A 13527-nucleotide genomic window follows, 5' to 3' on the forward strand; every position below is an offset into this window, starting at 1 on the left:
TTCTGACTCAAACAAACAGGGCTTGTCACCACCAGAATCGTGTCGATGATTTCGACTAAATGCTGGTGGCGACAGGCACTTTTCAAATCCCAGTTTCCGTTAATAAACAAACTTAACCAACGGAGACCATCCGCTCAATAGCAAGCTTTGCTCGCTCGGCTGTATCGGCAGAAACTGTAATGACATGCTTGTTTTCTTTTAGGGCCTCTAAAACTTTTTCAAGTGTAATCATTTTCATAAAAGGACAGACAGCCTCCGGATTGGCGGCAACAAAGCGCTTTTCTGGATTTTGTTTTTCCATCTGATGGATAATTCCTACCTCTGTTGCAACAATGAATTCCTCCGCGTGCGAATCTTTAGAGTGTTTTAGCATGTTACCTGTTGATAAAATATGTGTCTTTTCAGCTGGCAGTACCCCTTCAGACATTAAGTACATGCTTGAAGTGGAGCAGCCACATTCGGGATGGACAAGCAGTTCGGCCTCTGGATGCTGTGTCAGTACATCCTCTACCTGATGTGTTGCAATCCCTGCGTGAACATGACATTCCCCCAGCCAAATATGCATGTTCTCACGGCCAGTTTCATTCTTCACGAAAGAACCAAGGAACATATCCGGTAAGAAAAGGATTTCTTTGTCCTCTGGAATCGACCGGACAATCTCCACTGCGTTGGAGGAGGTACAGCAATAATCGCTTTCCGCCTTCACCTCAGCGGTTGTATTCACATAAGCAACGACAACCGCTCCAGGATGATCAGCTTTCCATTCGCGGAGCTGATCTACTGTGATTGAATCAGCTAAAGAGCAGCCTGCCTCGAGGTCTGGGAGCAGCACGGTTTTCTCCGGATTCAAAATGGCAGCTGTTTCTGCCATAAAGTGAACACCACAGAACACGATTACGTCTGCAGATGTGGTCACCGCAGCACGTGCAAGCGCAAGGGAATCACCCAATACGTCTGCAATATCCTGAATCTCTGGAAGTTGATAATTGTGCGCGAGCAGAATAGCATTGCGCTTTTTCTTCCATTCTTGAATTTCCTCCACTAAGCTGCTTTTCATCTCAGTAACTGGCATTTTATTGTTCCTCCCCAAGGACGACTTTGACACTAATATCAAGTGCTTTGTATGAATGCGTTAAAAAGCCTAAAGAAATATAATGAACACCCGTATCGCGATAGTCTGCCAAATTTGTTAATCGGATCCCACCAGATGCTTCCGTTATAATATGGTCCGGTACTACTTGTATAAATTCCCTGATCTCATCTGGTGTGCGGTTATCAAACATAATTACATCTGCACCCGCTTCAACCGCTTCAATGACTTGTTCTCTCGACTCTGTTTCCACTTCAATTTTAACCATATGGCCAGTATTCTGACGAATTAACTCGACCGCACGTTTGATTGATCCAGCAAAAGATATATGATTGTCTTTGATCATGACACCATCATAAAGACCATAGCGGTGATTATACCCACCGCCCGTGCTGACAGCGTATTTTTCCAGCATTCGAAGTCCCGGTGTTGTTTTTCTCGTATCGCAAATCCTCGTATAAGGGCTATTTAGTGTTTCGACTGCTTTTCGTGTTAAGGTGGCAATTCCGCTCATACGCTGGACCAGATTAAGGACCACTCTTTCACCTTTTAATAGAGCAGAAATTCCCCCTGAAACCACTGCCAATCTCTGCCCAACTTCGAATCTATCACCATCCTTAACCAACAATTGGATGTCCATTTCTGAATCCAACAGATGGAAGCCCATCTTTATTATTTCTTCGCCGCAGAAAACACCATCTTCTTTTGCTAAAAAGACGATTTTTCCCTTCGCATGGTCTGAAAAAATCAAATCAGTCGTAATATCCTGATCTCCAATGTCCTCGATAAAGAATTGCTCAATTAACGAACGCAGTTTCAATTTGTTCATGTCTGATTACCACTTCCCCTTTACGTTTCTGAATGATCGCCCTTTTTAACCAACCCTCATCTTCATCTGGAAAATCACTTCTATAATGGCCGCCGCGGCTTTCCGTCCGGCATAACGCTGCCGTCGTAATTAGAGAAGCCGTAATGTACATAAAAATCGCTTCAATATCTTGAATGGAATAGGAGTCAAACTCCGCTAAATCATTTACATGTAAGTGCAGCAGCCAATTATTCTGTTCTTCTAAAAGTTCTTTAGAACGGACAATTCCAACTCTCTTCATCATCCTATCCTTTAAAACCTTGACATCTGGAAGGAAAATACTTTTCTCTTGGATGATCGGAATAGATCTAGGGAAATGAAGAATAGGCCCTTTTTTCGAATGTGCATTAATCCATTGCGATAACTTTTCCCCTTGATAAAGTCCTTCTAATAAAGAATTACTAGCCAAGCGATTTGCGCCATGAAGGCCTGTACATGCGGCTTCCCCTATGGCAAAAAGACCATTTATAGAGGTACGGCCATGTAGGTCCGCTTTGACCCCTCCCATTAAAAAGTGACTGCCGGGAGCAACCGGAATTCTCCCTTCCGACATATCCACTCCATTCTTCCGGCAAATCGCTGTTATGGATGGGAACCTCTTTTCAAAATCATTAATATGTGTAATATCCAGATATACTTCATGGCCATTTTTGATATAGTCAAATATGGTCTGAGACACAATGTGTCTTGGGCCAAGATCCTTTAACGGATGGACGCCTTCCATGATAGGGGTTCCCTCTTCTGTAACTAAAATGGCGCCTTCCCCTCGAACCGCTTCGGAAATTAAGCCTTTTGTTTCCCCATCTTTATACAAAAGTGTTGGATGGAATTGAATAAATTCCATATCCGCAATTTCTGCTCCCGCCAGGTAGGCCATCGCAATCCCATCTCCCGTTACAGTTGGAGCACTGGAAGTAAAGGAATACATCTGCCCACAACCGCCCGTTGCAAGAATCACATACTCTCCGAGAAAAATACGGATTGTGCCATCGGGGTTCTTAGCTTTTGCGCCAATACATCGTTTTTGCTCATGGTCGATGATTAACTCGTAAGCAAAGACGTTTTCTTCCACTTTTATATTTTCAGTTAGGTTAGTAATCAAGTATTCTATAATATTTTTTCCTGTTGCATCGCCGCCGGAATGTACAATCCTATTTTCACTATGAGCGCCTTCTAGTCCAAGCAGAATCCGACCATCTTGGTCTTTGTCAAAAATAGTACCTTGGTCAGAAAAGTTGCCAATTAGCGTTGGAGCCTCATTCAAAACTTCACGAACAGATTCCTCATTATTATGAAATCTCCCTGCCTTAAGGGTATCCGTGTAATGCTTTGATGGATCATCCCCAATCCCAATAGCAGCAGCAATTCCACCTTGCGCCAAATAAGAATTTGCATTCTTTATATTTGACTTTGTGAGAATCCTCACATTTTTATCCCTGTTAAGTAAGGTGGCCAGCTGTAAAGCCGCAACCCCACTGCCAATAATAAGAACGTCATTCCTTTCCATGTTGTAAGCCTCCATAGTTAACAACTGTCTTGACATCTATATTTACATAGATTTAAACTAAAAACAAGATTTTTTATTCGAAAATTGTGATAAAAAATTAATGGAAATTGAGTGAGTTATTGATTAGGAGTGTTCCCATGACAGAGCAAAAAAAGTTAATAGGAGAAGAAAGAAGGTCGCGGATTTTACAAATTTTAATGGATACAACTACTCCCATTACCGGGGGTGAATTAGCTGCCAAAACAGAAGTGAGCAGACAGGCTATTGTCAGGGATATGAACCTATTAAAAGCAAGGAACGAACCAATCATCGCTACAAGTCAAGGATATATTTATTTAAAGCAAACAGGTACACTTCCTCTATTTGAGAAGACGATAGCCTGCCGCCATTTACCCCATGAGGTAGAAAGTGAATTACATTTGATAGTGGATCAAGGCGTAACGGTTAAAGACGTCCAAATAGAACATCCGGTTTACGGGAATCTAAATGCTGCTCTTATGGTGTCAAACCGAAAGGACGTCAAACAATTCATGGAAAGAATCTCTCGTACAAAGGCATCCCTTTTATCTGAATTAACATTTGGACTTCATCTGCACACGCTATCTTCCACAAGTAAAACTGCTTTAATAGAAGTAGAAAATACACTAAAAAAGGCAGGATTCCTATTAGAGGCAGATGAATAAGCCCTAGATTTTCCTCATCGATATACAACGATAAGAAGGACATTTATCAATTGTCGCCCTTTCTATTTTAAAACCATTTAACAATTAATATTTAATTAAAATAATTATTGTATTTTAGTTGACAATAATAATGAACCCTATATAATAATAATTATAAATTGATAACAATTATGGATCTACTAATGCAAGGAAATGTTCTCAACTAGCAATCCATAATTCTCAATAACCACATTTAGGAGGAATTATTATTATGTCTTTAATTGGAAAAGAAGTACAACCCTTCAAAGCACAAGCATACAGAAATGGAGAATTTCTTGAGGTTTCAGACGCAGACTTCAGAGGCCAGTGGAGCGTAGTATGCTTCTACCCAGCTGATTTCACATTTGTTTGCCCAACTGAGTTAGAAGATCTTCAAGACCAGTATCCAGCACTACAACAACTTGGCGTTGAAGTATTCTCAGTTTCTCGTGATTCTCATTTTACACATAAGGCATGGCACGATTCATCAGAAGCAATTGGTAAAATTACGTATACGATGATCGGTGATCCTGCACATGTTCTTTCCCGTCACTTCGACGTATTAGTAGAAGAACTAGGTCAAGCTGATCGGGGTACATTCATCATTGATCCAGATGGTATCATCCAAGCAGTTGAAATTAATGCAGATGGCATCGGCCGTGATGCAAGCACACTTATTAACAAAATTAAAGCAGCACAATATGTACGTAACAATCCTGGAGAAGTTTGCCCGGCAAAATGGAAAGAAGGCGCAGCAACACTTAAGCCAAGCCTTGATCTTGTAGGAAAAATTTAAGGAGCACAATCAAATGATACTAGATGCAGATATAAAAGCACAATTAGCCCAATATCTTCAACTGATGGAGGGCGATGTGCTGCTCAAAATTAGCACAGGTTCTGATGACGTTTCTCGTGACATGGTGGCACTAGTGGATGAATTAGCCACCATGTCATCCAGAATTAAAGTTGAGCATGCACAATTACAGAAGACACCGAGCTTTAGTGTCAATCGTATCGGTGAAGACACTGGAGTAACATTTGCTGGCGTTCCACTTGGTCATGAATTTACTTCGTTAGTGTTAGCTCTCTTGCAGGTAAGTGGCAGAGCTCCGAAGGTTGACCAAAAGGTCATTGACCAAATTAAAGGGATGAATGGCGAATATCACTTTGAATCTTACATCAGTTTGAGCTGTCACAACTGTCCTGATGTTGTCCAAGCACTAAACTTGATGAGTATTTTAAACCCTGGTATTTCACATACCATGATTGATGGGGCTGCCTTTAAAGAGGAAGTAGAGAGCAAAAACATCATGGCAGTACCAACCGTGTTCCTTAACGGGGAGGCATTTGGCAGCGGCCGGATGTCACTTGAAGAGATTCTCGCAAAAGTTGGCAGCACGCCAGATGCTTCAGAGTTTGCAGATAAAGATCCATTTGATGTACTTGTAGTTGGCGGTGGCCCAGCAGGTGCTAGTGCAGCCATCTATGCTGCACGTAAAGGCATTCGCACAGGCATCGTGGCTGAACGCTTTGGCGGTCAGATCATGGATACTCTCGGTATTGAGAACTTTATTAGTGTAAAGCAAACAGAAGGTCCCAAGCTGGCAGCAAGTCTTGAAGAACATGTCAAAGAATACAACGTTGATGTCATGAATTTACAGCGTGCCAAACGCTTAGAAAAGAAGGATTTCATCGAAATAGAACTGGAAAATGGTGCTGTATTAAAAAGCAAAACCGTTATCCTTTCAACAGGTGCCCGCTGGCGTAATGTCAATGTCCCTGGTGAAGCTGAGTTTAAGAATAAAGGTGTCGCCTATTGCCCACATTGTGACGGTCCGCTATTTGCAGGAAAACACGTGGCGGTAATCGGAGGCGGTAATTCCGGTATTGAAGCAGCGATTGACCTGGCCGGCATCGTGAAGCATGTAACGGTCATTGAATTTGCACCAGAACTGAAAGCTGATTCTGTCCTGCAAGAGCGCCTTTACAGTCTTCCAAATGTAACAGTCATCAAGAATGCTCAAACAAAGGAAATTACTGGAACCGATAAAGTAAACGGTATTACCTATATGGATCGTAGAACAGAGGAAGAGCATCATATTGAATTACAGGGTGTGTTTGTTCAAATCGGCCTTGTTCCAAATACCGATTGGTTAGACGAAACGATTGAGCGCACAAGAATGGGTGAAATCGTGGTTGATAAGCATGGAGCTACCACCATTCCTGGTGTATTTGCTGCAGGTGACTGTACAGATAGCGCTTATAAGCAAATCATTATTTCAATGGGTTCAGGTGCTACTGCTGCGTTAGGTGCATTCGATTATCTTATCAGAAATTAACGAACGAACAAAGAGTCTATAACGCTAATGCAAGGGGCTTCCCACATAATGTGAGAAGCCCCTTTTTACTTCCATAAGATTTATCCTTCATTAAGGCTGTGTTTGTTTCATATCTCCTGACTCAGATCCATTTTCTACATTATTCCCATTTTCAGTAGGAGGAACAGTAACCGAGGTAGTGGTTGGCCCACTCGCACCTATATCATTTGAGGCTACTACTGATATGACATACGTTTGACCTGGTTGCGGATTACTTACCGTTGCACTTGTTCCTGCCGTGGTCGTTAAGGTTTCTTTACTACCATTCACCGTATAGGTAACGATAAATTGGATATTTTCCATTTTGGTGTTATTGTTTTTCCAATTAATCAAAATATGATTCGCATTTTGATCATATTGAGCATGTAAGTCGCTTGGACTTTTTGGTACTTCTGCTGTTTCATTAACGGTCAGTGAGGCTGCGGCAGACTCACTCCTGACACCTTCTGTATTAGCCGTGACGGTAAAGACATATGGCTTTCCTTTCACAGGGCTTTCCAGTACAGTCTGTAAGTCACTCGTAGCCGGCAATTTTATTGTTTGTCCATCTACAGTGTAGGAAACCTCAAAGGTTGTTTCTGACTGACTATTTGATGAGTATTTCCATGATAGTTGAATACGATCTGAAGCTTCATCATATGTTGCTTGTACTTCGGTTGGCTTATTAGGCTTGGGCGGTTGTGGCTTTTCGCCATTTTTAACGTAGTATTCCTTACCTGATTTCCCCACACTACTTGGTTGTTCAAATCTTTCCGTGCTCGTAGCTGTTCGTGACATGATCTCCTTAAACACTAACTTAGAGAAGTCCGCACTTTTGCTTCCTAAATAGTCATCTGCAGATTTAGTTTCCGTATAGCCAGTCCAAACCGCACCGGTGTATTGTGGTGTATATCCTACGAACCACGCATCCCGTGTCGCACTTTCTGGTAGCCCATATTTATCTATTGCCGTTTGATCAAAGCTAGTCGTCCCCGTTTTACCGGCTAAGTCAAGCTTGGGCAGATTCGCTTTTGTACCTGTTCCCGAATCTACAACTGTCCGTAACATATCTGTGATGAGAAAAGCCGTATAATCAGCCATTACCTTCTTTTTAGTTGAGGCTAACTTCTTTTCTGTTCCATCTGAATAGATTATTTTGGAAACAGTATACGGTTTACTATAGTAACCACCATTCCCAAATGCCGCATATGCCCCCGCCATATTCAGCGGAGATGCTGCGTCAATAGCCCCAATGGCATTTGCTTCATTCGCTTTTTGCTTATCTGAAATAGGAAAACCAAGACTATTGGCAAACTCTGTCGCATAATCTGCGCCAACCGTTTGATAGGCCTTTAAAGCAGGGATATTTCGTGACCAGGTCAAATGCTCTCTAATAGTCTTATTTCCTGCGTAGCTCCGATTCGCATTTCGAATTGGCGTTCCATTTGTATATTGATACTGTTCATCTTTTAGGATGTGTCCTGTAGACCATTTGAATTTTTCAATTGCTGGTCTATAATCGAGAATAGGCTTAATCGTTGAACCCGGATGGCGTTTAATTGCTGTCGCATAGTTAAATCCACCCGTTTGATAATTTCGCCCTCCGCCGATGGCTTTAATAGCACCTGTTTGTGTATCTAAAATAACCACAGCTGTTTGTAATTTCTGATTATCTGGATAGTCGATATACTCATTTGTTGATAGGGCATTCTCTGTGATCTGTTGAATCTCAGGATTAATCGTACTATAGATCTTTAATCCATCTTCAAAAATATTGGCCTTTGTTTTGGCTTGGACCTCTGTAATCACCGTATCCACAAAGGCCTGGTATTTAGTTGCTGCCTTTTGTTGAATATTTAACGTATCTTCGATCGGTGTTCGTTGGGCGCTTTCCATTTTTGCTTTAGAAAGATAGCCATGTCTGTTCATATATTGAAGCACCAAGTTTCTTCGCTTTTCTGCCGCTTGCAGATTCCCTTCAACAGTAGGAATATAATTATTAGGGCTTTGTGGAATTCCCGCCAGCAGGGCAGCTTGTTCTAACGTTAATTTATCTAACTCATCAGGGCCCAGTCCGAAGAATCGTTCAGCTGCTTTAGCGACTCCGTATACATCACTGCCATACAAATTTTTATTAAAATACATTTCAAGAATTTGATCCTTGGAAAACTTTCTTTCAAATTGAATAGACAAATACCATTCTTGGATCTTTCTTGTTGGCGTTTTATCAGTTGACAAGAAGGCATTTTTCACAATTTGCTGTGTAATCGTACTGCCGCCTTGTGAAGAGCCGGTCGTGATATCCGTCCAAACGGCCACAAGTGTCCGTTTCACATCTATTCCATGGTGCTTGTAAAAACGGGCATCCTCTGTGGCCAAAACAGCATTTTTTAGGACATCAGGGATTTGATTGATCTGAATATTATCTCTCTTTTCAGTACCAACCTCGGCAATAATGGTCTTCCCATCACTAGCAAATATTTGGGATGATAAGGGATCTTTTAATAGAGTCTCATCAAACTTTGGCGCATCTTTGACAATCCATAATAAAGCGCCTACGCCAACCAGGAACATAACAAGCCCGATTGTAAGACAAATATAGAGGATTTTTTTCCAAGACATTTTTCTTGAATCCTTGTTTTTATTCTGACTTGAAGCTCGTTGGTGCTGCTTCTCTTGTATTTTCTTTCGTTCTGTTCGGGACGAATAATCATCAGCCATACTAGTTACTCCTGCCTTCCTTGTAAACAAATAATCTTAAAAAATACTACTATTATAAACTCTTAATTTTACTATTTTAATCTTCCTTTTATTATTGGATAAACTAAAATAGAATACAACTAGAGTTTATAGCAGAGCTGGCTATTTACTCAATAGTTTAACCATAATAATTCTATGATTTCCACTGAAAAGTCGTTTAGACCCTTTTTTAGGAGGGAATAATAAAAGGGACCATCCCTTTTTTTCTATGCTTATGTAAATTAGTTTGCAGAACGTGAAATAATTATCCGATGAGGAGATTGGGAAAAACTTGAGCAACCATATCATAGCATTTATATTAGGAATCGTAGAAGGATTAACTGAATTTTTGCCAATATCATCCACAGGTCACATGATTTTAGTTGGTAACTTGTTAGGGTTTGAGGGTGAAAAAGCGAGTACATTTGAAGTAATTATACAGCTTGGTTCAATGCTGGCTGTTTTAGTATTATTTTGGAAGAGATACCTGTCCCTTCTGAACTTCAGTTCCATTGGAAAACCAGAAAAGAGATTAGATGCTATACACATTATATTGGGGGTCATACCTGCTGCAATCGTCGGACTAGTGCTGCATGACTTCATAAAACAACTTTTTTCACCTAATGTTGTGGTAGTCAGTCTTGTAGCTGGGGCCATTTTGATGATCTTTGCGGAAAAAAAACATGGAAATTTTACTTCTAACACAGTTGATGAATTAAGCTATAAACAAGCCTTTACCATTGGACTCTTTCAATGCTTAGCCGTCATCCCTGGTTTTTCTCGTGCTGGCTCGACCATATCCGGGGGATTACTAGTTGGGGCAGATCATAAAACGGCAGCTGAATTTTCCTTTTTGGTCGCACTTCCTATAATGGTGGGGGCAACAGGCTTGGATCTAATGAAAAGTTTGCACTTTTTACATACAAGCGATATTCCAATGTTCGCGATCGGCTTTATCACGGCATTTATCGTAGCAATGGTTGTAGCAGTCCTGTTCCTTAAAGTACTAGGCAAGATTGGTTTAACCATTTTTGCTTATTACCGAATCGCCTTAGCTGCCCTATTCATCGTATTTGTCGTACTTTAAGAACACGATTAATGATTTATTTAATCGTAAATTAAGCCTGGATCTCAAAGATCCAGGTTTTTTTATTGAAAGATCTGTCACTTCATGAAAAATGACAATGAATTCTGCAAAATACGAAAACGACAGGCACGAAATCATATTGACATCAATAATATGATAAAGTAATTTAAAATTGACTGAATGGGTCAATCAATAATTGAGTAGGAGAATAATAATGTCTAATTCAGCTAAATTGATAAACTTAGGTTCGTTTGCAAAAGATACCGTTCAATCTCTAGACAGGACAACAATCGGCTACAGATACTTGGGGAAGGGACCGGGAATTCTCATTATCCATGGGGCTCTATGTGATTCAAAAGATTATATCCGTTTGGCAAAACATCTTTCACAAAACTTTTCTGTGTATATCATGGATCGAAGAGGGCGTGGATTAAGTGGTGTGCAAGGGGAAAATTACGGGATGGTTAAAGAAATTGAAGATATTCAAGCTGTACGGGCTGCAACAGGTGCCAATATGATCATCGGGCATAGCTACGGTGGATTAGTTGCACTGGAAGCTGCTCGTCAGGATGATACCATCGAGAAATTGGCGCTCTATGAACCTGGTGTATTTATTGAACAACAGCATTGGCAATGGCTGACCAATTATGAAATGGCCATGAAACAAAACGAGTACCGAGAAGCTTTTGCTCATTTCGTAAGAGGAATCGGACACACACCTCAATTAACTAATTTGCCAAAATGGTATGTAAAATTCATTTTAAAAATGATGATTCGGGGACAGTATTGGGATAAAATAGTATCCATGTTGCCAGAAAATTTGAATGAACATCGGGAAGTACAACGTCTTTCGGGGACCTATAATCATTACCGGAGCATAAAAGCGAAGACACTTTTGATGGTAGGCGGTAAAAGTATTCCATTCGTAAAGCAAACAACACAAGAGCTTGGGAGAACCATCCTAGAATGTCACGTGCTCACAATCCCTAAAACAGATCATTTCGGGCTGGATAATGACCATTTTTCCGACGAAGCCGTTGGCCATCTTCATTCGTTTTTTTATCAAGGATAGGGAGGTTAAACTGGTGTCACGGTATAATGAGGAGCAGTTAGAGGCACTTCAAGATAAGCGAAAGAATCAACTTATTCATGCTGCCATTAAAGTCATCGCCAAGCGGGGTATTAAAGGAACCAAAATAAGCATGATAGCAAAGGAGGCAGGTGTAAGTCACGGCTTGTTCTATCATTATTTTCCATCTAAGGAAGAGCTGTTCACGATGCTGATCCAACAAGCTGTGCATACATCTGTCGCTGAAATCGAGAAATTACTTCTTACCCCCGGCACACCATTAGAAAAAATAAAACTTCTTACAAACTCAATTCTCGACGAGAATGGAGCTCCTTTTTTTATGTTGCTTCATCAAGCTCGAAATTCTGAAGGTATACCGGATCAAGCTAAACAAATAATAAATGATCACTCGATGGATGTCTATGTCAAGCTGTTGCTACCCTTGTTTCAAGAAGGACAAAAAATGGACAAAATCAGCCAAGGACCTACAGAAGAACTCATCTCTACCTATCTAACTGTTCTTTCTGGTGTTATGGTTCTAGGAGAAGGATACACAATTCCAAAGGCTGAATATCTGTTACGGGTCATTTCTAAAACTTAAAGTAATCCGTATCACAACCCTGAATCCTGTCGATGGATGATTTACAAGCAGGATAAAAAAAATTGTCGATTGTGTGTCAAACTCCACATCTGATTTCACATCTCTGTGGTATTCTAGTTATATACTACTTTTGGAGGTTATGAGACATGCAACTTACATTGGAAAACCCTGAAAGCACCAAAAGTGACAAACCATTTTCAAGGACTAATCCATTTCAAGCAAAGGTTCTAAAAAATAGTAATTTAAATGGAACGGGCTCTAGCAAAGAAACAAGGCATATCGAGTTATCATTAAAAGATTCCGGTCTTTCATACAACCCAGGTGATGCACTTGGCGTTGTTCCGGCAAATGACCCAGAACTTGTTGCTTCACTTCTGGAAGAAATGGGCTGGGACGCGGAAGTAGTTGTAACTGTTAGTAAGCTAGGTGAGACATTGCCATTGAAGGAAGCATTGACTTCTTACTTTGAAATTACACTGCTCTCGAAGAAAATTTTACAACAAGCTGCCGCATTTACAGAAAACGAAGTGCTGCAAAACCTTGTGCTAGTTGAGAATGCAGCCCAACTAAAGGAATATTGCTATGGACGTGACTTGCTTGATATGTTGCATGACTTTGGTCCATGGAAGGCTTCTGCACAGGAAATCGTTTCTTTATTAAGAAAAATGACACCGCGACTCTATTCAATTGCAAGCAGCTTGACAGCAAATCCAGATGAAGTTCATCTAACGATCGGTGCTGTACGCTACACGGCGAATGGACGTGACCGAAAAGGCGTTTGTTCTGTTCTATGTGCTGAGCGTCTACAGGTAGGGGATACGCTTCCAGTCTTTGTTCAAGCCAATAAACACTTCCATTTACCTGAGTCCCAAGATACAGATATTATCATGGTTGGTCCAGGGACGGGTATTGCACCATTCCGTTCGTTTATCCAGGAACGTGCAGGTACTAAAGCAACCGGCCGGTCATGGCTATTTTTTGGGGATCAGCATGCGGCATCGGACTTTCTTTATCAAAGTGAGCTGGAACAATATCAGCAAGATGGGGTATTAACAAGACTCGATACGGCATTTTCCCGCGATGGGGATCAAAAGGTTTATGTCCAACATAAAATGATCGAACATAGCAAAGAGTTATTTGCATGGATTGAAAAGGGAGCTATCTTCTACGTTTGTGGGGATAAGGAACATATGGCGAAAGACGTCAACGATGCGCTTATTACCATCATTGAACAGGAAGGTAAGATGGACCGCGAAGCAGCTGAAGCTTGTCTTAAAGATATGCAGAAGCAAGGCCGTTACCAACGTGATGTGTATTAAATTTAACTGTTGCTTATATAGATTTGCATAAAGCAGAAAGAAACCCTTCGTTCCAGATTTAGACGGAGGGTTTCTTTCTGCTTTCTTTATTAGGAAAGCTTTCATTTTTTTCATTATTATTATGGGTATATTTTTTACCATTTAGATTAATAAAACATGACAAGCAAAGCCAGAATATTTTATACTATT

11 protein-coding genes are annotated in these 13527 nt (G+C 40.7%); 7 read left to right on the forward strand and 4 right to left on the reverse strand.

Features of this window, described 5'->3' with window-relative positions; all coding sequences use genetic code 11:
* Positions 1–112 precede the first annotated feature (112 nt).
* The 3 genes from nadA to nadB are packed head-to-tail and all read right to left on the reverse strand — an operon-like array spanning position 113 to position 3465.
* Positions 113–1072: a quinolinate synthase NadA gene (nadA, locus tag G6554_RS20880; protein ID WP_166245449.1), complete on the reverse strand. Its 960-nt coding sequence runs from the start codon at positions 1070–1072 to the stop codon at positions 113–115.
* 1 nt (position 1073) lies between these two features.
* Entirely contained in the window at positions 1074–1919 is an 846-nt protein-coding gene (gene nadC / locus G6554_RS20885; protein WP_166245451.1) for a carboxylating nicotinate-nucleotide diphosphorylase, read from the reverse strand.
* A complete protein-coding gene (nadB, locus tag G6554_RS20890; protein WP_166245453.1) occupies positions 1888–3465 on the reverse strand; it encodes an L-aspartate oxidase in 1578 nt (525 codons plus the stop codon). The genes nadC and nadB overlap by 32 nt, the downstream gene beginning before the upstream one ends.
* Before the next feature lie 137 nt (positions 3466–3602).
* Between nadB and G6554_RS20895 the strand changes: the two genes are divergently transcribed.
* The 3 genes from G6554_RS20895 to ahpF all read left to right on the forward strand — a co-directional run bounded on the left by G6554_RS20895 (position 3603) and on the right by ahpF (position 6505).
* Positions 3603–4148 carry a transcription repressor NadR gene (locus G6554_RS20895; protein ID WP_166245455.1) on the forward strand — a complete coding sequence of 182 codons (546 nt, stop codon included), beginning with the start codon at positions 3603–3605 and terminating at the stop codon, positions 4146–4148.
* A gap of 250 nt (positions 4149–4398) precedes the next feature.
* Positions 4399–4962 carry an alkyl hydroperoxide reductase subunit C gene (ahpC, locus tag G6554_RS20900; protein WP_166245457.1) on the forward strand — a complete coding sequence of 188 codons (564 nt, stop codon included), beginning with the start codon at positions 4399–4401 and terminating at the stop codon, positions 4960–4962.
* A gap of 13 nt (positions 4963–4975) precedes the next feature.
* Positions 4976–6505 carry an alkyl hydroperoxide reductase subunit F gene (gene ahpF, locus G6554_RS20905; RefSeq protein WP_166245459.1) on the forward strand — a complete coding sequence of 510 codons (1530 nt, stop codon included), beginning with the start codon at positions 4976–4978 and terminating at the stop codon, positions 6503–6505.
* Between the two features lie 90 nt (positions 6506–6595).
* Here ahpF and G6554_RS20910 read toward each other — a convergent pair whose 3' ends face one another.
* Positions 6596–9244, reverse strand: coding sequence for a PBP1A family penicillin-binding protein (locus G6554_RS20910; protein WP_166245461.1), 2649 nt, complete (start codon positions 9242–9244; stop codon positions 6596–6598).
* A gap of 310 nt (positions 9245–9554) precedes the next feature.
* Here G6554_RS20910 and bacA point away from each other — a divergent pair, with 310 nt between their 5' ends.
* The 4 genes from bacA to G6554_RS20930 all read left to right on the forward strand — a co-directional run bounded on the left by bacA (position 9555) and on the right by G6554_RS20930 (position 13338).
* Positions 9555–10349: an undecaprenyl-diphosphate phosphatase gene (gene bacA / locus G6554_RS20915; protein WP_166245463.1), complete on the forward strand. Its 795-nt coding sequence runs from the start codon at positions 9555–9557 to the stop codon at positions 10347–10349.
* A 214-nt stretch (positions 10350–10563) separates the two neighbouring features.
* On the forward strand, positions 10564–11421 hold the full coding sequence (locus G6554_RS20920; RefSeq protein WP_166245464.1) for an alpha/beta fold hydrolase: 858 nt from the start codon (positions 10564–10566) through the stop codon (positions 11419–11421).
* A gap of 13 nt (positions 11422–11434) precedes the next feature.
* Complete coding sequence (locus G6554_RS20925) at positions 11435–12019, forward strand: TetR family transcriptional regulator (protein WP_166245466.1); 585 nt, start codon at positions 11435–11437, stop codon at positions 12017–12019.
* 146 nt (positions 12020–12165) lie between these two features.
* Positions 12166–13338 (forward strand): sulfite reductase subunit alpha, encoded by a 1173-nt coding sequence (locus G6554_RS20930; RefSeq protein ID WP_166245468.1) that lies wholly within the window; start codon positions 12166–12168, stop codon positions 13336–13338.
* The last annotated feature ends 189 nt before the right edge of the window (positions 13339–13527 follow it).

Source organism: Bacillus sp. MM2020_4 (assembly GCF_011250555.1).
Classification (GTDB): domain Bacteria; phylum Bacillota; class Bacilli; order Bacillales; family Cytobacillaceae; genus Neobacillus.